At 68.4% G+C, this 21524-nt stretch carries 23 protein-coding genes and 1 pseudogene; 14 read left to right on the top strand and 10 right to left on the bottom strand.

What is annotated here, in order from left to right; genetic code table 11:
• Positions 1 to 10: 10 nt before the first annotated feature.
• Both ACSHWB_RS38820 and ACSHWB_RS38815 read right to left on the bottom strand, forming a co-directional pair.
• Complete coding sequence (locus ACSHWB_RS38820) at positions 11 to 1186, bottom strand: zinc-dependent alcohol dehydrogenase (protein WP_439658297.1); 1176 nt, start codon at positions 1184 to 1186, stop codon at positions 11 to 13.
• Positions 1183 to 1725, bottom strand: a complete 543-nt coding sequence (locus tag ACSHWB_RS38815; protein WP_439658296.1) for an SRPBCC family protein — start codon at positions 1723 to 1725, stop codon at positions 1183 to 1185. The genes ACSHWB_RS38820 and ACSHWB_RS38815 overlap by 4 nt, the downstream gene beginning before the upstream one ends.
• A 486-nt stretch (positions 1726 to 2211) precedes the next feature.
• On the opposite strand from ACSHWB_RS38815, the gene ACSHWB_RS38810 reads away from it, so the two are divergent.
• A complete protein-coding gene (locus tag ACSHWB_RS38810) occupies positions 2212 to 2505 on the top strand; it encodes a hypothetical protein (RefSeq protein ID WP_439658295.1) in 294 nt (97 codons plus the stop codon).
• Here ACSHWB_RS38810 and ACSHWB_RS38805 read toward each other — a convergent pair.
• From ACSHWB_RS38805 to ACSHWB_RS38795, 3 genes are all read right to left on the bottom strand, one after another.
• The gene (locus ACSHWB_RS38805; RefSeq protein WP_439658294.1) at positions 2496 to 2654 is read right to left on the bottom strand and encodes a hypothetical protein; all 159 of its coding nucleotides are present in this window, start codon (positions 2652 to 2654) and stop codon (positions 2496 to 2498) included. The genes ACSHWB_RS38810 and ACSHWB_RS38805 overlap by 10 nt on opposite strands.
• A gap of 117 nt (positions 2655 to 2771) precedes the next feature.
• On the bottom strand, positions 2772 to 3437 hold the full coding sequence (locus tag ACSHWB_RS38800; protein ID WP_439658293.1) for an NADPH-dependent F420 reductase: 666 nt from the start codon (positions 3435 to 3437) through the stop codon (positions 2772 to 2774).
• 210 nt (positions 3438 to 3647) lie between these two features.
• Entirely contained in the window at positions 3648 to 4673 is a 1026-nt protein-coding gene (locus ACSHWB_RS38795) for an NAD(P)-dependent alcohol dehydrogenase (RefSeq protein ID WP_439658292.1), read from the bottom strand.
• 100 nt (positions 4674 to 4773) lie between these two features.
• On the opposite strand from ACSHWB_RS38795, the gene ACSHWB_RS38790 reads away from it, so the two are divergent.
• Positions 4774 to 5364, top strand: a complete 591-nt coding sequence (locus ACSHWB_RS38790; RefSeq protein WP_439658291.1) for a TetR family transcriptional regulator — start codon at positions 4774 to 4776, stop codon at positions 5362 to 5364.
• 475 nt (positions 5365 to 5839) lie between these two features.
• A complete protein-coding gene (locus tag ACSHWB_RS38785) occupies positions 5840 to 6373 on the top strand; it encodes a hypothetical protein (RefSeq protein ID WP_439658290.1) in 534 nt (177 codons plus the stop codon).
• Positions 6374 to 6546: 173 nt separating this feature from the next.
• Here ACSHWB_RS38785 and ACSHWB_RS38780 read toward each other — a convergent pair whose 3' ends face one another.
• Complete coding sequence (locus ACSHWB_RS38780; protein ID WP_439658289.1) at positions 6547 to 8223, bottom strand: ribonuclease J; 1677 nt, start codon at positions 8221 to 8223, stop codon at positions 6547 to 6549.
• A 72-nt stretch (positions 8224 to 8295) separates the two neighbouring features.
• A complete protein-coding gene (locus ACSHWB_RS38775; RefSeq protein WP_439664745.1) occupies positions 8296 to 8667 on the bottom strand; it encodes a MerR family transcriptional regulator in 372 nt (123 codons plus the stop codon).
• A gap of 152 nt (positions 8668 to 8819) precedes the next feature.
• On the opposite strand from ACSHWB_RS38775, the gene ACSHWB_RS38770 reads away from it, so the two are divergent.
• Entirely contained in the window at positions 8820 to 10433 is a 1614-nt protein-coding gene (locus ACSHWB_RS38770) for a peptide chain release factor 3 (RefSeq protein WP_439658288.1), read from the top strand.
• Positions 10434 to 10863: 430 nt separating this feature from the next.
• Here the strand turns inward: ACSHWB_RS38770 and ACSHWB_RS38765 are convergent, their stop codons facing one another.
• Entirely contained in the window at positions 10864 to 11625 is a 762-nt protein-coding gene (locus tag ACSHWB_RS38765) for an endonuclease/exonuclease/phosphatase family protein (RefSeq protein ID WP_439658287.1), read from the bottom strand.
• Positions 11626 to 12239: 614 nt separating this feature from the next.
• Between ACSHWB_RS38765 and ACSHWB_RS38760 the strand changes: the two genes are divergently transcribed.
• Together ACSHWB_RS38760 and ACSHWB_RS38755 are read left to right on the top strand one after the other, a co-directional pair.
• The gene (locus ACSHWB_RS38760) at positions 12240 to 12377 is read left to right on the top strand and encodes a hypothetical protein (protein ID WP_439658286.1); all 138 of its coding nucleotides are present in this window, start codon (positions 12240 to 12242) and stop codon (positions 12375 to 12377) included.
• Between the two features lie 40 nt (positions 12378 to 12417).
• A pseudogene (locus tag ACSHWB_RS38755) lies at positions 12418 to 12579 on the top strand (helix-turn-helix domain-containing protein); the annotation flags it as partial.
• A gap of 311 nt (positions 12580 to 12890) precedes the next feature.
• Here ACSHWB_RS38755 and ACSHWB_RS38750 read toward each other — a convergent pair.
• On the bottom strand, positions 12891 to 13217 hold the full coding sequence (locus ACSHWB_RS38750) for a DUF5335 family protein (protein ID WP_439658285.1): 327 nt from the start codon (positions 13215 to 13217) through the stop codon (positions 12891 to 12893).
• A gap of 39 nt (positions 13218 to 13256) precedes the next feature.
• Entirely contained in the window at positions 13257 to 13649 is a 393-nt protein-coding gene (locus ACSHWB_RS38745; RefSeq protein WP_439658284.1) for a hypothetical protein, read from the bottom strand.
• A 19-nt stretch (positions 13650 to 13668) separates the two neighbouring features.
• Between ACSHWB_RS38745 and ACSHWB_RS38740 the strand changes: the two genes are divergently transcribed.
• From ACSHWB_RS38740 to ACSHWB_RS38705, 8 genes are all read left to right on the top strand, one after another.
• On the top strand, positions 13669 to 14688 hold the full coding sequence (locus ACSHWB_RS38740; protein WP_439658283.1) for a baeRF10 domain-containing protein: 1020 nt from the start codon (positions 13669 to 13671) through the stop codon (positions 14686 to 14688).
• 411 nt (positions 14689 to 15099) lie between these two features.
• Entirely contained in the window at positions 15100 to 15384 is a 285-nt protein-coding gene (locus ACSHWB_RS38735; RefSeq protein ID WP_439658282.1) for an MSMEG_0570 family nitrogen starvation response protein, read from the top strand.
• A complete protein-coding gene (locus tag ACSHWB_RS38730) occupies positions 15381 to 16712 on the top strand; it encodes an MSMEG_0569 family flavin-dependent oxidoreductase (protein ID WP_439658281.1) in 1332 nt (443 codons plus the stop codon). Before ACSHWB_RS38735 ends, ACSHWB_RS38730 begins: the two co-directional genes overlap by 4 nt.
• A 25-nt stretch (positions 16713 to 16737) precedes the next feature.
• Positions 16738 to 17565, top strand: coding sequence for an amidohydrolase family protein (locus ACSHWB_RS38725; protein WP_439658280.1), 828 nt, complete (start codon positions 16738 to 16740; stop codon positions 17563 to 17565).
• Positions 17566 to 17606: 41 nt separating this feature from the next.
• Entirely contained in the window at positions 17607 to 18119 is a 513-nt protein-coding gene (locus ACSHWB_RS38720) for an MSMEG_0572/Sll0783 family nitrogen starvation response protein (RefSeq protein WP_439658279.1), read from the top strand.
• A 103-nt stretch (positions 18120 to 18222) separates the two neighbouring features.
• Positions 18223 to 19305 carry an MSMEG_0568 family radical SAM protein gene (locus ACSHWB_RS38715; protein ID WP_439658278.1) on the top strand — a complete coding sequence of 361 codons (1083 nt, stop codon included), beginning with the start codon at positions 18223 to 18225 and terminating at the stop codon, positions 19303 to 19305.
• Complete coding sequence (locus tag ACSHWB_RS38710) at positions 19305 to 20687, top strand: MSMEG_0567/sll0787 family protein (RefSeq protein ID WP_439658277.1); 1383 nt, start codon at positions 19305 to 19307, stop codon at positions 20685 to 20687. The genes ACSHWB_RS38715 and ACSHWB_RS38710 overlap by 1 nt, the downstream gene beginning before the upstream one ends.
• A complete protein-coding gene (locus ACSHWB_RS38705) occupies positions 20684 to 21523 on the top strand; it encodes a carbon-nitrogen hydrolase family protein (RefSeq protein WP_439658276.1) in 840 nt (279 codons plus the stop codon). Before ACSHWB_RS38710 ends, ACSHWB_RS38705 begins: the two co-directional genes overlap by 4 nt.
• Position 21524 lies beyond the last annotated feature (1 nt).

Below are 21524 nucleotides of genomic sequence, written 5' to 3'. Positions count from 1 at the left end.
GTCTGGTGCCTCAGGGCTTGAGGACGACCTTCTCGCAGTCGTCCTGCTTGTTCTTGAACATCTCGAAGCCGCGTTCCGCCTCCTCCAGCGGGAGGGTGTGGGTGATGATCCTGGTGGGATCGATCTCCCCGCGCTCGATGCGCTCCAGCAGCGGCACCATGTAACGCCGCACGTGGCACTGTCCTGTCCGCAGGGTCAGCGACCGGTTCATCCACGCGCCGGCGGGGAACTTGTCGATCAGTCCGCCGTACACGCCGATCACCGAGACCACACCGCCGCTGCGGCACGACATGATGGCCTGGCGCAGCACGTGGGGACGGTCGGACTCGGACCGCACGGCCTGCTTGATCCGGTCGTAGGCGGCGATGTGCGCGCTGCCGTGCGTGGCTTCCAGGCCGACCGCGTCGATGCACTTGTCCGGCCCGCGCCCACCGCTCAGCTCCAGCAGCCGGGACCGCACGTCGACCTCCTCGAAGTTCACCGGTGTGTGGCCCGCCTGCTCCGCCATCCGCAGCCGGTAGGGCTCCTTGTCGATGGCGATGACCTTCGCGGCGCCGAGCATCCTCGCGCTGTCCATGGCGAACTGGCCCACCGGACCGGCACCCCAGACCGCCACCACGTCGCTGGGCTGGATGTCGCACATCTCGGCGCCCATGTACCCCGTGGGCAGGATGTCGGAGAGGAACAGCACCTGCTCGTCGGTCAGATCCGACTCGATCTTCAACGGCCCGACGTCGGCGAACGGCACGCGCGCGTACTGCGCCTGACCGCCGGCGAAGCCCCCGGTCAGGTGCGAGTAGCCGAAGATCCCCGCGACCGGGTGCCCGAACATCTTCTCCGCGATCCCGGCGTTCGGGTTCGAGTTCTCGCAACACGAGTACAGCTCGGCGGCACACGCCCCGCACGCCCCGCACGCGATCGGGAACGGCACGACGACCCGGTCCCCGACGCGCAGCCGGCCAGGATCGACGCTCGCGCCGACCTCGACCACCTCGCCCATGAACTCGTGTCCCAGGACGTCGCCGTCCTGCATGGTGGGCACGTACCCGTCGACCAGGTGCAGGTCCGAGCCGCAGATCGCGGTGGAGGTGATCCGGACGATGGCATCGCGGCTGTTGAGGATCTTCGGGTCCGGCACGTCGCGGACCTCGACCTTGTTGCGGCCCGCCCAGGTGTTCGCCCTCATGATTCCGGTCCCTTCTCCAGTTCGGCGTCCGACAACGGCTGGGCCGGGCGCTGCGGGAACTCCTTGCGGGCCCGCTTGCCCCACGGAGCACCGTCGGAGCGCATGACCTCACCGGTCTCCATCACCTGCTTGAACCGGCGAAGGTCGTCATCGAGCTGCTGGTGCGGTTCCTCGCCGAAGTACTTGGCGACCACCTTGCCGATCGCGCCGCCCGGGATGTCGTACACGAGCCCGACGTGCACCTCCGTGCTCACACCATCCGGGGCGAGCACGAACCGGACCACACCGGCGTTGGGCACGTCCGCCTTTCCGGTCGACCGCCACGCGATCTTCTCGGCGAGCACCACCTCGACGATCTCCGCGTCCCACTCGACGTTCGCACCGAACGGAGCGCTGGCCACCCAGTGGCTGGTCCGGTCACCGGTGGCACGGACCTCGTCGAGATGCGCCATGAACTTCGGCAGGTTCTCCAGTTCACGCCAGAACGCGAACACCTCCGACACGGGTTTGCGAATCGTGGTCGTAGCCGTCAGTTCCATGGATCCTCCTTCGCGTGATCCCCGCACCACCGGCACGGAGCAGCTCGCCCTGGCCAGGTGGCCTGCACGGTGATCCACAGGCACTGTCATCCCGACGAACGCCGTCGGTGACCTGCCATCGCACGCGACGGTGGAGATGGCCTTCTCGAACGCGGTCACATCCACCACATCGCCCGAACCAGGGGGCGTCCTCCCCGAACTACCCCTGGAAAACCCGCCTAACCGGGCACCGGCTCCAGACGCTCGGCTGCGGCTCCAGGACCTGCGCATCGATGCCGACATGCGTTCTTCAGGCGATCTTCGAAGTGCGACGTGCTCCTCGACCCTGACGCGGCTTCCGGTCCGCCGCGCGGTTCCGGCAGCCCGTCCGACCGAGTGCCCCGGTCCTGAAGCCGACACGGGTCTTCGCTGTTCGGGTGGAATGGGCGCGCCTTCGTCACGATGCCTTCGGTGCCGGGGTCTCGGTTCTGACCGGGGGAGCTGACTGTGGCCGCGCTGACGAATGCCGACCTGCTCGCTGCGTTGACGGAACCGCGCCGTCTGGCTGCATCGGTCGAGGACTCTGGCGTGCGCTTTGCGTTCTACGGCCGGATGTCGACGGGCACGTTCCAGGACGTGCAGACGTTTCGTGCGTGGCAGCGTGGTGGCTGGACCGTCCGGAAGCCGGGGCGTTGCTGGCCGCCGCCGCGGATCCTGGTCGCGAGTTCCATGCGGTCGTGGTGGGGGAGTACGAGCGGGCGTTTCATGGCGATCAGTTCCGCGAGGTGGTGTCAGGACTGAACGCGCTGGGGGCGCTCTCCGCCGGTGCGGGCCAGCTCGCCGCCGGCACCTCCCCACTCGCGGCAGAGTCCTCCCAGCTCGCGGCGCACCTCACCCAGGCCGAACGGGACACGGCCCAGCTCCCCGCACTCACCCGGCAGCTCGCCCACGGCGCGAACCAGGTCGCCCAGGGCAACGAACAGCTCGCAGCAACCGATGTGCCACTGGAGGACGCGGTGAGCGTCCAGGAGAACGGGCGAGCCCTCACCGGATGGAGCCGCAGACCCTCACTTGGCCGCGGCGAGTGCCTCACGGACGACCTGCGTGCTCGCCTGGGTGCCGGGGAGCACCCCGTAAGCACCGTAGGGAGTCACATATACCGGAGTGTCCCGCTGGGTGCGCCAGTTCTCGGCGAGCGGTCCGGCGTCCACGGTGTCGTAGCCGAGGCTGTCGAAGAACTCGGTGACCGCCTGCTTGGCGGCCTCGTTGTCACCGGCGATGGGGAGCGCCGACCGGTCCGCGCTCCCCGCCGGACGGGCCAGGTCACCCAGGTGCCCGGCCCAGATGTTGTTGAAGCCCTTCACCACGTGCGCTTCCGGCAGGTGCTTCTGCAGCAGCTCACCGGTGGTGCTGGAGCCGTCCTCCAGTTCGTCGAAGACGCCGTCGCGGTCCGGGTAGTAGTTGTTGGTGTCGATGACCACCTTGCCGGCCAGCGGCTCCACCGGGACCTCCCGGTACGCCCGCAGCGGCACCGTCACCACCACGACGTCGCCGGCCGCGGCCGCCTCCGCGGGGGTCGCGGCGTGCGCCTTCGGCCCCAGCTCGGACACGAGGTCCTGAAGGGTGTGCGCGCCACGAGAGTTGCTCAACACCACGTCGTGCCCGGCGGCCACCGCCAGCCGCGCCACGGTGCTTCCGATGTTGCCACTGCCGATGATGCCAATCGTCGTCATGTCATCCGGAACCTCGGCGCCCCTCACCTGATTCCGACCTGCGGCCACGGTGATGTGTGGCACACAGATTCCACGATCTGCACTGTGAGGCTGCTGTCGAGCAGCAGCCGCCGCCGAAACACTCCCTGTCGGTCCTGAACTGCGGATCCCGGAACTACGGCTCCGGTTGTTCCGATTCCTCGTCCAACACGAACACCGGCCGCGGCTTGGTCAGAACTCGACGACGGTGCGGTAGCGGGAGCGGCCCGTGCGGACGCGGTCGAGCGCATGGTCGAAGTTCGTCGCCGGGAACGTCTCCACGGTAGGTCGGATGTTGTGGCGGACGGCGAATTCGATCATCTGTCGGGTCTGCGTTGCCGACCCGACGATGCCACCGACAACCGTCTTCGCCTCGGACATCAGGCTCAGCTGCGAGACCGTGATGGGTTGTTCCGGGACGCCGACGAGGCACAGCCGGCCCTCTGGTCGCAGGATGGCGAGGTAGTCGTCCCAGGGCAGGTCCGCGGACACAGTGGACAAGACGAAGTCGAACGTGCCGGCGGCCTTCTGCAGGGCCCCTGGCTCACCGGAGACGATGAAGTCCTTGGCGCCCAAGCGTTCCGCGTCGGCACGCTTGGCGGGGGTTGTCGAGATGGCGGTGACGGCGCATCCCCACTTCGCGAGGAACTGGATGGCCAGGTGACCGAGGCCGCCGATGCCGACCACCGCGACGCGGTGTGTCGGCAGGACGTTGTGGACCAGGAGCGGCGAGAACACCGTCGTCCCGGCGCAGAGCAGCGGTGCCGCGTGCTCGGACCGGATCGCGTCGGGGATCGGGTGTACGTGTCGCCAGTCGCTCGCGCGGACGTGGCTGGCGAATCCACCGCGGTCGCCACGCAGGACGGTGTCGTCCCTGTGGGGACACAGGTTGGTCCGGCCGCTGACGCACCACTCGCAGCGGAAGCAGGATCCGGCGATAGCACCGACGCCGACCCGTTGCCCGACGGACAGGACGGCCTGGTCGACCGCGTCACCGACGGCCTCCACCACACCCACCGCTTCATGCCCGGCTACGACCGGGTATCGCGAGATTCCCCACTCGTTGTCGATGATCCCGATGTCGGTGTGGCAGATCCCGCCGTGCGTCACGCGGACGTCGACCTCGTTGGGTCCGGGCTGTCCGGCCTCGTACTCATGCGGTCGCAACGGACCGCCGGCCTCGTGTGCCGCATACGCCTGGACCTTCACGTTTCGCACGTCCCTTCCAGCATTAAAACAAACTAGTTAGTTGCTTACCATCTCACGCTAGCCACCGGCCTGGGCACTGTCAAACAAACTGGTTAGTTACACTGCGGACGTGAAGGATGGACACGCCACGCGCCGCCGGTTGCTGGAGGCTGCGGCCGAGGAGTTCGCGAGGTACGGCATCGCGGGTGCCCGCGTCGACCGGATCTCAGCCAATGCCAAGGCCAACAAGGCGCAGCTGTACGCGTACTTCGGCGACAAGGACCGCCTGTTCGACACCGTCTTTCAGGAACACGCCAACGAGATCGTCAACGCCGTGCCGATGACCGCGCATGACCTACCGGCCTACGCGGTCGGCATCTACGACACCTGCCTGACCAAGCCGAACCTGGTCAGGCTGGCCACCTGGGCGAGGCTGGAACGCGTACCAGCCGGCGAACTGGTCACCATGCCCGAGGAGACCGCCCAGAAGCTGACAGCCATCGCCGACGCCCAGCGCGCCGGCCACATCGACCCGGCGCTCGAGCCCGCGGACGTCCTGGCGATGGTGTCGACGATGGCACTCACCTGGTCGCCGGCCAGCCTGTTCTACGCCGCGACGACAAGCGACCAGGAAGCCGACCACCAGCGCCGCCGCCAAGCACTCGCCGAGACGGTCCGCCGTGCTTTCCGCCCGCCTGGACCGCCCGACACACGTGAGTAGATGACGACCCACTGCTGAATTCGTTCTGCAGTAGGCGTTTCCGGTTCGAGCCAAGCCAACGGAGTGCTCGCGACGGTGGGCAGCTGTCGACACCAGGGGTCCGAATGCCGCTCACCGATCTGCATCGTCTTGCAACCGCCTGTCGACATGAGCGCGTCTTCGCTCGACACACGATCAGCGGCATGGACAGATGTTCTGTGCGTTGGTCTGGACGCGGGAACGTCCTCCTGATGCGCTACGCCCGTCTGACCCGCCTGCGGGCGCTGGTGCCGGTCGGCAACGCGATCAGTGGGTCGACGGTGAGCGGGTCCGCGGTACGGGCGCGGTCCGAAGATCGTGGAGATTGAGGACTTCACGGCGGCTCAGCTTCTGCGGAAGTCGAAGGGCGGCGCGGAAGGCGGAGCGGGCAGGGCGGGCGATCGAACACCGCTACCTGTTCCGCGGTCGCATCCGGTGTGACATCTGCGGGCGGAAGATGGAGGGCAGCCCGCGCAAGAAAGCGATGTATCACCGGTGCCCGGCGCGCACATTGGCTCCGGGATCTCCTGTGCTCGCGTCACATCCTGGCGCGGTCTGTTTGAGGGAGGACGCCCTTCAGGACGCCGTTGACGGCTGGCTGGGGCACGTCTTCGATCGGAAGAACCGTGATCGGACCGTCGCCGCGTTGATGGACTCGCAAGAGCCGGTCATTCAGATTGGTCGTGATGCTGCGAAGAAGCGGCTCGCTGAGGCGAAAGCCAGGCTGACCAGGTTCCAGAACGCCATCATGGCCGGCGTGGACCCTGCGGCGCTGGTCGAGCCGGTCAACGAGGCGCAGGCCGAGAGGCTCGCGTCACGAGCGGCCCTGGGCAACGTCCCAGCACCGGTGGAAGTGGACGTCGCGGAGATCCACGCGGCGATAGACCTGCAAGTCCGGTACAAGCAAAACCCCCACGAAGCTGATGTCTCCATCAACCCCATGGGGGTGAATAACGCTCATGCGCTATTGGATAGCTCGAACCTGGTGTAGAGGGACAGTCGACTCGATTCAATCTTTCGTCGCCAAGTCATGTCGACCGGGGTCAAGAAATTTCGCGGCGAACTGTCGGACCGCACGCTGATCTGGAGTCAGAACAGGACATCTGCAAGATGCTCGTCGCTTCGAATCGGCGCGGGTTGCTCATGGTCATCACCACGTGCGATTCAGGCTTCGATGACGACCGGGATGACCACCGGCCGGCGGCGGTATGTGCGTTGTGCCCACATTTGCACCTGCTGGCCGATGAGACGTTCGAACTCCGCCACGTCGGTGGTGCTCCTCTCCGCCGCGCCCGCGAGGGCCTTCTCGATGGCGGGGATCACCGGCAGGAACGTCGAGGCGTCGTGTTCGAAGCCGTGGGCGATGAAGTCGGGTGTGTCGTCGAGCCGCCCGGTGTCGGTGTCGATGATGGCGACTACGGTGATCATGCCTTCTTCGCCCAGCGTGCGGCGCTGCGCCAGGGAGTCCTCGGTGACGCCGCCGACGGTCTGGCCGTCGACGTAGATGTTGTGGATCTCGACCTGGCCGGTGACCGAGGCCCGGCCCTCGTGCAGGTCGATGACGTGGCCGTTAGCGGCGACGAGCACCTGGTCGCGGTCGACCCCGGTCTTGACGGCCAGCTCGGCGTTGGCCCGCAGGTGGCGCGCCTCGCCGTGCACGGGCAGGACGTTGGTGGGTTGCACGAGGTTGTAGCAGTAGACCAGTTCACCGGCGCTGGCGTGCCCGGAGACGTGGACCTTGGCGTTGCCCTTGTGCACCACGTTGGCACCGAGGTCGGTCAGGCCGTTGATCACGCGGTAGATGGCGTTCTCGTTGCCGGGGATCAGAGAGCTGGCCAGCAGGACGGTGTCGCCCTCGACGATGACGATCTCGTGCTCGCCGGCCGCCATGCGGGACAGAGCGGCCATCGGCTCTCCCTGCGACCCGGTGCACACCAGCGTCACCTGGTGGGCGGGAAGCCGGTTGGCGTCCCTGACGTCGACGACGAGCCCGTCGGGCACCTTCAGGTACTCCAGCTCGGCGGCCAGACCCATGTTGCGGACCATGGAGCGGCCGACGAAGGCGACCTTGCGGCCGTGCGCGGCCGCGGCGTCGAGCACCTGCTGGATGCGGTGCACGTGGCTGGCGAAGCTGGAAACGATCACCCGGCGCGGCGTGGTGCGGAACACCTCGTCGATCGCGGGCGCGAGATCGCGTTCCGAGGTGGTGAAGCCGGGCACGTCGGCGTTGGTGGAGTCGACGAGGAACAGGTCGACGCCCTCCTCGCCGAGGCGGGCGAAACCGCGGAGGTCGGTGATCCGCTTGTCGAGCGGGAACTGGTCCATCTTGAAGTCACCGGTGTGCAGCACGAGACCGGCGTCGGTGCGGATGGCGATGGCCAGACCGTCGGGGATGGAGTGGTTGACGGCGAGGAACTCCAGGTCGAACGGCCCTCGAGTGAGCTGTTCGCCTTCCCGGACCTCGACCAGGACGGGCTTGATCCGGTGCTCGGCCAGCTTGGCGGCCAGGAACTTCAGCGTGAGCCGGGAGCCGATGACCGGGATGTCCCGTCGTTCCCGCAGCAGGTACGGGACGCCCCCGATGTGGTCCTCGTGGCCGTGGGTCAGCACGATGGCGACCACGTCGGCCAGCCGGTCCCGGATGCAGCTCCAGTCCGGGAGGATCACGTCGACGCCGGGCTGGTGCTCCTCGGGGAAGAGGACCCCGCAGTCGACGATGAGCAGCTTGCCCTCGTGCTCGAACACGGTCATGTTCCGGCCGATCTCACCGAGGCCGCCGAGGGCGATGACCCGCAGGGCATCCGGGGCGAGTGCGGGCGGAGGGGTGGACGTTCGAGCCATGGTCACACCCTCACGTTACGTGAGAGTTGCCGGTGAGAGGAAATCGGCGACGCGGGCCAGGCGTGATGTTCGTCAGTCCGAGGGCAGGTGGGACCGCAGCGTCGTGGCGAAGTCCTCGGCGATGCGCAGCTGCGCGCGCAGCTGCTGACAGCGTTCGTCGGCGGCGGTCCAGAACCCGGACAGGCGGTCGAGGTGCTTGTCTCGATCAGGATCGTCGCCAGTGGACAGCGCGTCGAGGATGCCGAGCAGCTCGCGCATCTCCTCGAGCTGGAAGCCGAGCGGTTTCATCCGCTTGATCACGTCGAGGCGCTGCACGTCAGGCTCGGTGTAGAGACGGAACCCGCCCTGGCTGCGCGCGCTCGGCACCACCAGGTCGACCTCCTCGTAGTACCGGATCGTGCGCAACGACAGACCGGTCCTCTCGGCCACCTCGCCGATCTGCATGTGCTCGCCCACAACATCCCTTCCTGAACTGCGTCACGATCACCAGCCATTCTGGTGCTCCTACTCCCACTCGTGCCTCCGGGGGCAGGTCTAGATTACCGTCACGTGAGGGTAGAGTTTGGCGAGATGTCGTCCACCCCGAAGGACCGCGAATGACCACCGCCACCTCGGTGACCGCCTCGTCCGCGACCGTGCTCGCGGAGGCGGAACGCAGGCGCACCTTCGCGGTGATCAGTCATCCGGACGCGGGCAAGTCGACCATGACCGAGGCGCTGGCCCTGCACGCGAAGGTGATCTCCGAGGCCGGCGCGGTGCACGGCAAGGCCGGTCGGCGCGGTGTGGTGTCGGACTGGATGGAGATGGAGAAGGCGCGCGGGATCTCCATCACGTCCGCCGCGTTGCAGTTCTCCTACCGCGACTGCGTGATCAACCTGCTGGACACTCCCGGCCACGCCGACTTCTCCGAGGACACCTACCGGGTGCTGTCGGCGGTGGACTGTGCGGTCATGCTGCTCGACGCGGCCAAAGGCCTGGAGCCGCAGACCCTCAGGCTGTTCGACGTCTGCCGCTACCGCGGCATCCCCGTGATCACGTTCATCAACAAGTGGGACCGTCCCGGCCGGGACGCGCTGGACCTGTGCGACGAGCTGGGCGAGCGGATCGGGCTGCAGGCGATGCCGCTGACCTGGCCGGTCGGCGACGCCGGCCACTTCCGCGGCGTGCTCGACCGCCGCAGCGGGCACTTCGTGCGCTACCAGCGCACCGCGGGCGGAGCCACCGCCGCGGGCGAGGAGCACCTGCTGCCGAGTCAGGCCGAAGCCGAGGAGGGCGCGGGCTGGACGCGTGCCTGCGAGGAGGCGGAACTGCTCGGCGCGTCCGGCGGTGAGTTCGAGCTCGAGCGGTTCCTCGCCGCCACGGCGACACCGGTGCTCTTCGGGTCGGCGGTGCTCAACTTCGGTGTGCGGCAGCTGCTCGACCTGCTCGTCGAGATCGCGCCCCGCCCCACCGCGCGGCCGGATGCCGCCGGTGATCCGCGCAAGCTGGACGCGCCGTTCTCGGCGTTCGTGTTCAAGGTGCAGACGGGCATGGATCGCGCGCACCGCGACCAGATCGCGTTCGCGCGTGTGTGCTCCGGCGTGTTCGAGCGAGGCATGGTCGTGACCAACGCCGCCACGGGCAAGCCGTTCGCCACCAAGTACGTGCAACAGGTCTTCGGCCAACAGCGCTCCACTTTGGACACGGCCTTTCCCGGTGATGTGATCGGGTTGGTCAACGCCACCGCGCTGGGCGTGGGCGACACCCTGCACGCGGGCAAACCCGTGGTGCGTTTCCCTGGTTTGCCCAGCTTCGCGCCGGCGCACTTCGCCGTCGCGCGACCGGCGGACCTCAGTCGCTCCAAGCAGTTCCGCAGAGGCATCGAGCAATTGGAGTCCGAAGGCGTCGTGCAGATCCTGCGTTCGTCGCGTCGCGGTGACGGGGCGCCGGTGTTCGCCGCGGTCGGTCCCATGCAGTTCGAGGTCGCGGCACATCGCCTCGAAGCGGAGTTCAAGTCGCCCGTGCGGCTGGAACCGTTGCCCTACACCGTCGTGCGTCGCCTGGCCGACCCCAAGCAACGGTCCCTGGTGGACGGCAACCGCACCGAGGTGCTCACCCGCACCGACGGCGTGGACCTCGCCCTGTTCGTCGACTCCACCGCGCTGGGCGTCATGCGGCGCCTGCATCCCGAGGTGCGACTGGAGTCCCTCGTCGCAGGAACCGACGACTGACAGTCCTTCGCCGGGGGAGAAGTCCGCGCTGCACCTGGAGGAAGCGGATCGCTGCTGTGTGATGAGCGATCCGTCGTTCTAGCCGTCTACGGCGCGGACGTGCAGCCCAACGATGTCGACGTTGTGCCGTCGCCGGAACCGGATGACCTCCAGCGCTTCGCGGACGTGCTGGTGGAACTGGAAGCAGTGCCAGCCTGCGACCCGAGCTGACGCAACGGGCTCACAGAAGAACAATGCCGTACTGACCGCACCATGACCTTCCCGGCGTAGCGGCCGCGTCGTGGATCACCATGACCAGATTCGCCACTCAGGCAAGCACGACCTGGAGCAGATAGGCACCTGGTGATCACACAAGCCACCTGAACAGGGCTAGAGCGTCAGCTGGTCGGTTCACCGTCGTGCGGGTCCGCCGCTGAGAAACGAGGCGCTGTCAGAGTCTGATCAACGCCTGGACCGGGAGGTGGTCGGACGGGAGCCGGCCACCTCGCTGGAAGGTGTTGATCGCCGCGGCCAGGAGCACCCGGACGCCTCGGATGAGAATCCAGTCGATGCGCGACCCGTTCGGCACGAGCGGCCGGTAGCCGTGGAACGTCGCGTACAGCGGGGTACGGCGTTCCACGGTGGCGAGCCAGGAGTCGGTCAGGCCCGTCCCGCTCGTCAGGATGTCGTGTGTGGGCGCGGCGGGTGCGGCGTTGAAGTCACCGGTGAGCACAACTGGCAGTCCCGGCGCGATGGCACCGACCCGGTCACGCACCAGCTCCGCGCTGCGCAGGCGGGAGGTCTCCGACTCGTGGTCGAAATGAGTGTTCACGACGACGAACTGCTTGCCTGTCACGCGATCGGTGAACCGCACCCACGTGACCATGCGGATCACCTTGTTTCCCCACGACTTCGAGCCCATCACGGTCGGCGTCGCGGACAGCCAGAAGTGGTCGAACTCAAGGGGATCGACCCGCGAGCTGTCGAAGAAAACGGCCGTGAACTCGTCCCTGCTGCCCCCGGCCCTGCCGACACCGATCCAGTCGTACTGCGCGGGCAGGTCGCGCTCGATGTCCTTGAGCTGAGGGAAAAGGCCCTCCTGCGTGCCGATCACGGTCGGCTGCTCGCGCCGCAGCAGCTCGGCCATGATCGGCCGTCTGGTTGTCCACGAGTTCGGTTCCTGGAGCGAGGCGTATCTCAGGTTGAACGACATGATGTGCAACGAATCACCGCGTGCGGGTCCGATCAACGGCCGTTCGGAGGCCCCCGCATTCCCTGCGTTCATCAGGTTTGCTGCCAACAGGATGACGCAGACCAAGACTCGCACGGCTAACTACCTCCGACGGCAGGGACGTCTTTCTCACAGTGACGCGCACCTGCTGCCCGCGTTGCGTGGGGTTGTGTTGGCCTTCCGTGCCTGAAAATGCGTCTTTGCAGTTCAAGCGTGTCGTAGCTCTTCAGTCCGAACGGTCGCACCCCGTCTCGATACGCTTCACGCCACCGTGGATGTTGCGAGGCCCGGGATCCGGTCACGACCGGCGGCGGCGTCCGAGCAAGCCCAGCACCTTGACCACGAGGACGATGGTCGAGATGACGCCTGTGGGGTGCCAGAACCCTGCGTTCGGCCGCTGAGCTGCAATGATCGTGAGACATCGGCCTGATGGCATGATGGTGAACGTGGCGCTACGACTGTTGTGAGGACACCGGACACCTTGCGCGGATCAGATTCCTTATCCGTGCCGAGACGCCAAATACCCCCGCGCTGATCGACAAGGTCTTGGCACCGCAGGGATCGCTACGGTGCCGACCGGTGTCCGGATGCCCCGCATGGACTCCATCATCGAACGCTGGGTCAAGACACTCCGCGCTGAACTGCCGGACCGCACGCTGATCTGGAACCAGACCCACCTACGCCGCGCGCTGCGCGAGTACGAGCGGCACTCGAGATCAGGATGGCGGCCGTAGGGGCCGGTGGCACGACCACCTTCGACACTACGAGTGCGGCGGCAACTACGACGCCAGCGCGGCCGCGCTGACCATCCACCGCAGCACCCTGCGCTACCGGCTAGGCCGCATCCGCGAGCTGACCGGGCACGACTTGGGCGCCGTCGAGAGCCGGTTGAACCTGCACGTGGCGTCCCGAGCCTGGCGGATCCTGGACGGATAGGGCGCCTACCACCGCCCCTCCCGGGTCCGCCAGCTTCGACGCGACGACGTCGAGGCGCGCGATGTCGGGAGCCTTCGCGAAGAGCTCATCGGCCCGCTCTCCGAGCGCCTGTCCGACCTTGCCTTGCAGGTCCGCGGTCTGAGCAGCCCGCGCGAACCGACTCGTCACGCAGACGCTGACGGCCTTGAGCCAAGGTGTGCGGCTGCCAGCAGGGTGACCTGGACGCGCTGCTCGTCTCTCCTCCTGTGTTGGACGTGCGTGAAACGGCGAACCTGAGCGGCAGCCGGAGATGGCCAGGTGCCTCGGGAGGGTCAGTCGGCGTCGTGGAACGTCACGAGCGTGACCGTGCCGTCCTGCTCGACGATCCGTAGCGCGGGTGCGGGGAGATCGGTTGCCACGTTGATCTCCACAGGCCGCCACACCATGTGCCGCAGCACCACGGGATACCGTACGTCGTTGCCGCCGACGGCGACGATCGCCACGTCGTCCTTCGAGTCGTAGGCCGCGTAGTTGAACGGCAGCCGCTCGACCTCGGGCTGGTCCCCGATCGTCCGGTCGAGCACTTCGATCGTCACCACCTTGCCCTTGACCTGCGCGGTGAGCTCGTCCAGTGCGTTTTTCCAGTCACCTGCTGCCATGATCACCCATTCCGCTTCGTTTCGGCTGATCTCGCACCCTCACACCTCCGGGCACCGGTTGTCTTCGACCTCGGAGGTCAGGCCGGCAGGCAGGAGTTCGCCCCACCACGGCGAGTTCGGGGCCAGCGTCCGGGTGCCGCGTCCGAGGTTCGTGCTCAGTCCGCTGATCACCAGACCCGCAGCCCACAGCCCGCCGAATGCCTGCGACACAAGATCCGGACTCTGTTGGACAGGGCTGGTGGGCCGACAAGAACTCGCCGCCATCGGACACAACGACCACTTGCGATCCAGAGCCGGATCGAGGCTGAAGCGGGCAAGGAACTCCGGGCAGTCGCGCATCACGGAGCCGAACGCGGGTATCGCAGCGAACATGCTGAACGCAGAGACGATTGACCGAATCATCAGACTCCGGGGCGACGGGTTGCCGATCACCTCGGTCTACGTGGACGTCGTGAACAGAAACGACGTCGTGGCGAAGGTGTCGAGCATGCTGCACGAGGTGCGGCCGCTCGCCGAGGACGAGGACTTGGACCGCGCGGCGCGACTGTCCGTCCGGGACGACCTCGACCGGATCGAACACGAGATCGGCATGGGCGACTGGAAGAACTCGACGGCGGTGGCCTTGTTCTCCTGCAGCGGCCGGGAGTTGTTCGAGCAGGTCGAGTTGCCGCGGCACGTCGCGGACCGGGTGGTCGTGGACGCCACGCCGTGGGTGCGGCCGATGCTCGCGGTGCTGAGCGAGTACCACCGGGCGCTGGTCGTGGTGACCACCCGGCGCGAGGCACGGCTGTGGGCCCTGTACCAGGACGAGATCGAGGAGCTGGAGAAGCTGCGCGATCCCGTGACTCCCGAACTCGACGACCACCGCGACGAGGAACTGGACGAACGCCACTTCCGGCGGGTTGTCGGCACGGTGCACGACCTGTGGCGGGCCGAGGACTTCGAACTGCTCGTGCTCGGTGGTGTGCACGAGGAGACCGCCAAACTCGTGGAGATGCTGCCGAAGGAGCTGGAGGCCAAGATCGCAGGCGAGTTCCGCGTGGACCTCGACCGTGCCACCGACGCGTCCGTGCGGGAGGAGGCGAACCAGGTCATCGAGCGGTACGAGCGCGCGCAGGAACGCCGGCAGGTCGAGGAGACCTTTGACGAACACGCGATGGGCGGGTTCGCGGCGGTGGGACTGCGCGACTGTCTGTGGGCTGGGGCAACGGCGGCTGTCGACCTGCTGCTGGTGCAGGAGGACGCGATGATGCCCGGCGTGGTCTGCGACGAGAACCATTGGCTCGCCACCGAAGGCACCGACTGTCCTCTGTGCGGGCGAGTGCTGCGCCGGACCCCGGACGTGCTCGACGAACTGGTGGAATGCGTGGTCAACGAGGCAGGCACGGTCTTGCACGTGCGGGCGGACACCCCGCTGCGCGAGCACGTGGTGGCCGCGGACCTCAGGTATCCGTTGCCTCCGCTGCCCTGACGCGAGCGCTCCTCGCCGGCTTGCTCATCGGCCCGCTGACTGCGGAGGACGAACGCGGGCAGTTTCGGCGCGCTCAGGCGGTCCGGATCTCGCTCGGGCACCTGGTCGGCGCTGCCGCTGCGCCGCGTTCTGGCGGCCGTTCTCGAAAAGCCCTGATCGTCGGGAAACAGATTTCCGCTGGCCATCTTCCATGTCGTTGGCGTCATGCTCCGGTATCGGTTGTGTCAACAAACCTTCTATTTGTTGAGTCAAGGCAAAATTGCGGAACCTCGGGTCGAGCCGCGTCCGACGAGCAGGGCCGTCCGTAACAAAGCCCAGGACGCGTAACCCGGCGATGTTCCGGATGAAACGGAACGGAAATGATTCGCAGTTGAACTTGTTCGTGTCATCAACGGACTGCGGGAGGCAACCGTGCCTGAAGTGGTGTTCCGCGTGCGCTGGCCGGACGACTCGGTTAATAGGTGCTATTCGCCTTCGACCGTCATCGAGGAGTACTTCCGTGTGGACGGCTCCTATCGTTTGACGGAATTCGTCGCGTTGAGCAGGAAGGCGCTGACGGAGGCATCGGAACGGGTGCGCGAGATCCACGGATTCGGGTGTGCTCAGGCGGAGGCGCAGCTCGCCGGCATCGAGCGGAAGGCGGCCGGGTTCGCCGACCAGCAGGCCGAAGTGGTCGTCGAGGGGTTCGAGCGATGAGCGCCGATCTGGACGGGGTCCACCGCACGGTGGTCGTCGTGGGCGGTGGCCAGGCCGGGCTGTCCACCAGCCACTGCCTGAACCGCGCGGGCATCGACCACGTCGTGCTGGAGCGCGATCGTCCTGGGGCCGAGTGGCGGGACCGGCGGTGGGACTCCTTCTGCCTGGTGACCCCGAACTGGCAGTGTCAGTTGCCCGGTTTTCCCTACCGGGGAGGCGATCCCGACGGATTCATGGTCCGCGACGAGATCGTGCGCTACCTCGAGGACTACGCGAAGTCCTTCGACTGCCCCCTCGTCGAAGGGGTGACGGCGGTCCGGCTGAGGCGCCGTGAAGGTGGCGGTTTCCAGGTGTCCACGACGCAGGGCGAGCTCACCGCCGATCACGTCGTGCTGGCCACCGGGCCCTACCAGGTGCCGCTCAGGCCGAGAATCGCCGAGCGCCTGCCTGCGGACGTGGTGCAGCTGCACTCCTCCGAATACCGCAACCCCGGCGCGTTGCCGCCGGGCGAGGTGCTCGTCGTCGGCACGGGGCAGTCCGGCTGCCAGATTGCCGAGGACCTGCACCTGGCCGGCCGGCAGGTGCATCTGGCGGTCGGCAGCGCGCCGCGGGTCGCGCGGTCCTACCGGGGGCGGGACGTGGTGGCCTGGCTGGAGGACATGGGCTACTACCGGCGTGGCATCGACGAGTTCGAGGACGCCGACGCGGTGCGGTTGCGGGCGAACCACTACGTCACCGGTCGTGACGGTGGCCGGGACATCGATCTGCGGGAGTTCGCCCGTCACGGGATGCGGCTCTACGGCAGGCTCACCGACATCCGCGACGGCTTCGCGTGGTTCGCGCCCGACCTGACGAAGAACCTCGACCACGCCGATGCGGTGTCCGAGAGCATCAAGGACTCGATCGACGCCCACGTCCTCGCCCGCGGTGTCGACGCCCCTGCCGAGGCCAGGTACGTGCCTGTGTGGGCGCCCGGCACCGAACCGTCCGAACTGGACCTGTCCGGGGTCACCTCGGTGGTGTGGAGCACGGGTTTCGGCCGTGACCACCGCTGGATCGACGTCCCCGTCTTCGACGGGCGGGGGTATCCGACGCACGACCGCGGTGTCACCAGCTGCCCCGGGCTCTACTTCATCGGGTTGCCCTGGCAGCACACCTGGGGCTCGGGCCGGTTCTGCGGCGTGGCCGACGACGCCCAGCACCTGGTGTCCCACATCGCGTCCGAACGCCGCAGCGGGATCGCGAACGGGGTGCCGTGGATCGCCGGGACACCCGACGACACCTTCCCCAGCGACGAGTACTGGACGGCCACCCGCACCGTGGCCTAGCTCCGCGACCGACGAAGTGGGTGCCATGCCTGAGCGAACTGTCCACGACGCACACCGGCACATCGGTGTGATGCCTGCCTTTCCCTTCTACGGCGGCCCGGCGGTGCGGCCCGACGTCACCGCCAGGGCGACGATCGACGAGCTGATCTCCGACCTCGACGCCGAAGGCACCGAACGAGCGCTGGTGTTGCCCAACTACGGCGTGCCCGACCCGGACATCGCCTTCTCCTTCAACGAGTTGTGCGTCGAAGCGGCGACTCGCGACGACCGGATCCGGGCCTGTCTGTGGGTGTCCCCGCTGGAACGGGACGTACAGCGGACCGAGGCGGCGCTGGCGCTGGCGGGAGAACGCGGTGTGCGAGCCCTGAAACTGAGCTTCCTGCTCGGCGGCAGGCCGGACGACCCGGCGTGCCGCCCCGGTCTCGACCGGATCTTCGCGGCGGCCCGGGAGCACGGGCTCGTCGTCCACGTGCACACCTCGCCCGGCGCGGCGTCGGACATCGACCAGGTCGGGAACCTCGTCGACTGGTACGGCGACGACGTGGCCGTGCACCTCGTGCACTTCGGCGGTGGCATGAGCGGCCACATCAAGCTGGTCTCGCACCGGTTCTTCGACTGGATCGAGGCGGGCAAGCAGGTCTACACCGACCTGTCGTGGGCGATCGGCTTCGCGCCGCGCTGGCTCGCCCACGAGATCGACCGGCGCGGGATCGGGCACGACCGGATCCTCTTCGCCAGCGACCAGCCCTGGGGAGACCACGAGGGCGAGTACGCCCGCCTGCGCGCCGCCACGGGCGACGGCGAGCTCGCCGGCCTGGTCTTCCGCGGCACCTTCGAAAAGCTCTACGGGTAGCGCCCGTGGTGAACATCCCACCGAACAACCGAGGAGAACGCGTGTCCGAGCTGACCGAGACCGAGAAGCAGAGCCTCGAGGAGATCCCGCACCCGTCGCTGCCGGAGGGCTCCAACCTCTACGGCGGGACGAAGGTCTTCCCGGACTACCAGGCCGAGCCCGGTCAGTCCTACTTCACCCTGATCCACGGCATCGCGCACGAGTCGTCGGTGAGCTTCGTCGCGATCCTGCAGGCGACTCGTGCGCTGCGGAAGGGCTTCGAGTCCGCCATCTACTTCTACGGACCGGGTTCGATGAACGCCATGGCCACCCGCGGGTTCCCGACCACCGGCAACTCCGCTTTCCCCGGTGAGCACAACATCAACGACCAGCTGAAGACCTTCATCAAGGAGGGCGGCAAGGTCTACTGCTGCCGCTTCGGCCTGTCACTGCACGGCCTGCGCGAGGAGGACCTGATCGAGGGCGTCATCCCGACGCACCCGCTGGACGTGCAGGACGCGCTGATCCACTACGCCCGCAAGGGCGCGATCATCAACTCCACGTACATGTGGTAGCCACACCGGCCGACTCGCGTTCCTTCCGAACAGCGGCTGCCGGCCGGGAGCTCCCGGCCGGCAGCCCGACGTCCGATGTCCTTGCAGAGTCAGGGGTGTGATCGTGCGCGTTGACGCAGATGAGCAGGCGGCGCAGAAGCTCGCCACGAGGATCGACCTGGCCGTGCGAGGCGTGCGGGTGGACGCGCCGGTGCGGCGCAGCAAGGGCGCGGGCCCGAGCGACGACGGCCACCTGGTCGTCGACGGTGCCAACGCGGCACTGCCGCTGAACCCCGAAAGTCCCTACACGGTGAGGGACGGGCGGGTGTTCGAGGGGACGATCGACCTCGGCCTGTCCGTGGAACCCGTGGTACGGCCCAGGTTCTACGACCTCTCCACGGCGGAAGGCGTGCCGTACCGCAAGATCGCGCTGTTGCACGGCCGCGATGTGCTCGCCACGACCGTGGTGCAGACCTGCATCCGTTACGCGGAGGAACAACGCTGCCGGTTCTGCGCCATCGAGGAGTCCCTGCGGTCCGGAGCAACGGTCGCGGCGAAGACCCCGGCGCAGCTGGCCGAGGTGGCGGAGGCCGCGGTCCGGCTCGACGGCGTGCGGCAGATGGTGATGACGACCGGCACCACGACCGGCCCCGATCGCGGCGCCCGGCACCTCGCACGATGCGTGCGCGAGGTGCTCGAGGCGGTACCCGGCCTGCCGATCCAGGTGCAGATCGAACCGCCGGCCGATCTCGCTGTGCTGAGCGAACTGCGGGACGCGGGCGCGACCTCGATCGGCATCCACGTCGAGTCGCTGGACGACGAGGTGCGGCGGCGGTGGATGCCGGGCAAGGCGACAGTGCCGCTCACCGAGTACGAGGCCGCGTGGGACGAGGCGGTCCGGGTGTTCGGCCGCAACCGCGTCTCGACGTATCTGCTCATCGGCCTCGGCGAGGATCCGGACGACCTGGTGGCGGGCGCGTCGCGGCTCATCGAGCGCGGCGTGTACCCGTTCGTGGTGCCGATGCGGCCGATGCTGGGCACGCTCGCCCGTCGTGACGGTGCCGAGCCACCCGCGCCCGCCGTGGTCCGCGACGTCACCGAGCGGGTGGCCGCGTTGCTGCGTCGGGCCGAGATGAAGGGCGCCGACCAGGGCGCCGGATGCGCGGCCTGCGGGGCGTGCGGTGCACTGAGCGCGGCGGGAGGCTGATGATGATCGACGTCCTCGCGGTGCTGGGCGACCGGGCCACCATCGCGCGTCAGCCCGCGTTCCGCATAGAACAGGCCGGCGACGCGGTGACCACGGCGGCGTACCACGCGTTGCGGACCGAGGTGTTCGTCCGAGAACAGGGCCTGTTCACCGGGCACGACCGCGACGATCGCGACGACGACCCGCGGACCGTCGTGCTGGTGGCCCGTGACCGTGCGGGAGAGGTCCTGGGCGGGGTGCGGCTCGGCCCGGCGACCGGGGGACCCGACCTCGGCTGGTGGCTCGGCGGGAGGCTCGTGGTCGCTCCGGCGAGCCGGGGAATGATCGGAGCGGCGCTGATCAAGGCGGCGTGCGCGTACGCGGAGAACGCCGGGGTGTTGCGGTTCGAGGCCACCGTCCAGGCTCGCAACGAGCCCCTGTTCACCCGCCTGGGCTGGACGACGGTGCGGCCGGTGTCCGTGGCCGGCACCCCGCACGTGCTGATGCGGTGGCCGATCGGCCGGATCGCCGCGCTGGCGCAGGCCACCAAGAGCGATCTCGGGCCGTTGCTCGGCGGACTCACCGGTGTGCCCGGCTTCGTCGGCGACGACGGCGTGCCGGTGCCGGGCAGCGACCTGGTCGCGGCGTGCGACGCGATCCTGCCGTCGATGGTCGAACGGGACCCTGACTGGGCGGGCTGGTGCTCGGTCCTGGTCAACGTCAACGACCTCGCCGCGATGGGCGCCGAACCGGTGGGCCTGCTGGACGCACTGGGAGCACGGGACCGCTCCTTCGCGGCACGGGTGCTCGCCGGACTGCGGCGGGCGAGCCAGGCCTACGACGTCCCGGTGCTCGGCGGGCACACCCAGCTCGGAGTGCCCGCCGCCCTGTCGGTGACGGCGCTGGGCCGCACGGCGCGGCCAGTGCCCGGCGGTGGCGGACGGCCGGGCCACCGGGTGCGGCTCATGGCAGACCTGGCCGGGGGCTGGCGGCCGGGATATGCGGGCAGGCAATGGGATTCCACGACCTCGCGGCGCACGCCCGAACTGCGGGCGATGCTCGGATCGGTCGCGACGGCCGGCCCCGCGGCCGCCAAGGACGTGTCCATGGCGGGCGTGGTGGGGACGCTCGGCATGCTCGCCGAGTCCAGCGGGTGCGGGGCGGTGCTCACCGTCGCCGACGTGCCCCGGCCGTCCGGTGCGACGGTGGGGGACTGGCTCACCTGCTTTCCGGGCTTCGCGATGCTCACGACCGACGACCCCGGCGGCGCCCCGCCGGTGAGTCCCGCGGTGAGTGCCGAGTGCGGGGAGTTGGTGGCGGGCAGCGGCGTGACGCTGCGCTGGCCCGACGGTGAACAGACCTCGGCCATCGCGGCCGGGGTCACGGGATTGGGGACCTCATGAGCAAGCTGCGCATGGCCGCGGTGGCCGCGCCGTTCGACCGCGACCTGGAGGCCGCCTTCGTGCGGATCTCGCGGCTGATCGACGGGGCCCGTGCCGACGGGGTCGGGCTTCTCGCGCTGCCCGAGGCGTGTCTGGGCGGCTACCTGGCCAACCTCGACGGAGACGCGGACGGGCCACCGGCTCTCGCGCTCGACGGGCCGGAGATCCGCAGGCTCGCCGCGCTCGCCGGCGACATGGTGGTCACCGCCGGGTACTGCGAGGAAGCGGACGGGTTCCGCTACAACAGCGCGGTGTGCGTCCACGGTGACGGCGTGCTCGGCAACCACCGCAAGGTGCACCAGCCGTTGTCCGAGGACGCCACCTACCGGGCGGGCGACGCCTTCGCGGCGTTCGACACGCCGGTCGGCCGGCTGGGCATGATGATCTGCTACGACAAGGCGTTTCCCGAGTCGGCGCGGACGCTGGCGCTGGACGGTGCCGAGATCGTGGTGTGCCTGTCGGCCTGGCCCGGCAGCCGGACGAGCCCCGCCGCCGATCTCGCGCAGGACCGGTGGAAACGCCGGTTCGACCTCTTCGACCGGGCGCGGGCGCTGGAGAACCAGATCGTGTGGCTGTCGGCCAACCAGTCCGGCACGTTCGGCGACCTGCGGTTCGTGGCCAGCGCCAAGGTCGTCGACCCCGGCGGCGAGATCGTCGCCGACACCGGCGTGGCCGAGGGCGTCGCGGTCGCCGAGCTCGACGTGCGGCAGGCCCTGGACACGGCCCGGCGGTCCATGGGACACCTGAGGGACCGGCGACCCGAGGCGTACGAGGATCTCCTGGCAGCGAGATACTGAC

This window comes from Lentzea sp. HUAS TT2, assembly GCF_051853195.1.
Taxonomy (GTDB): domain Bacteria; phylum Actinomycetota; class Actinomycetes; order Mycobacteriales; family Pseudonocardiaceae; genus Lentzea.
Note: the sequence above shows the minus strand (reverse complement) of the source record. Positions and strands in the feature narration are given on the sequence as shown.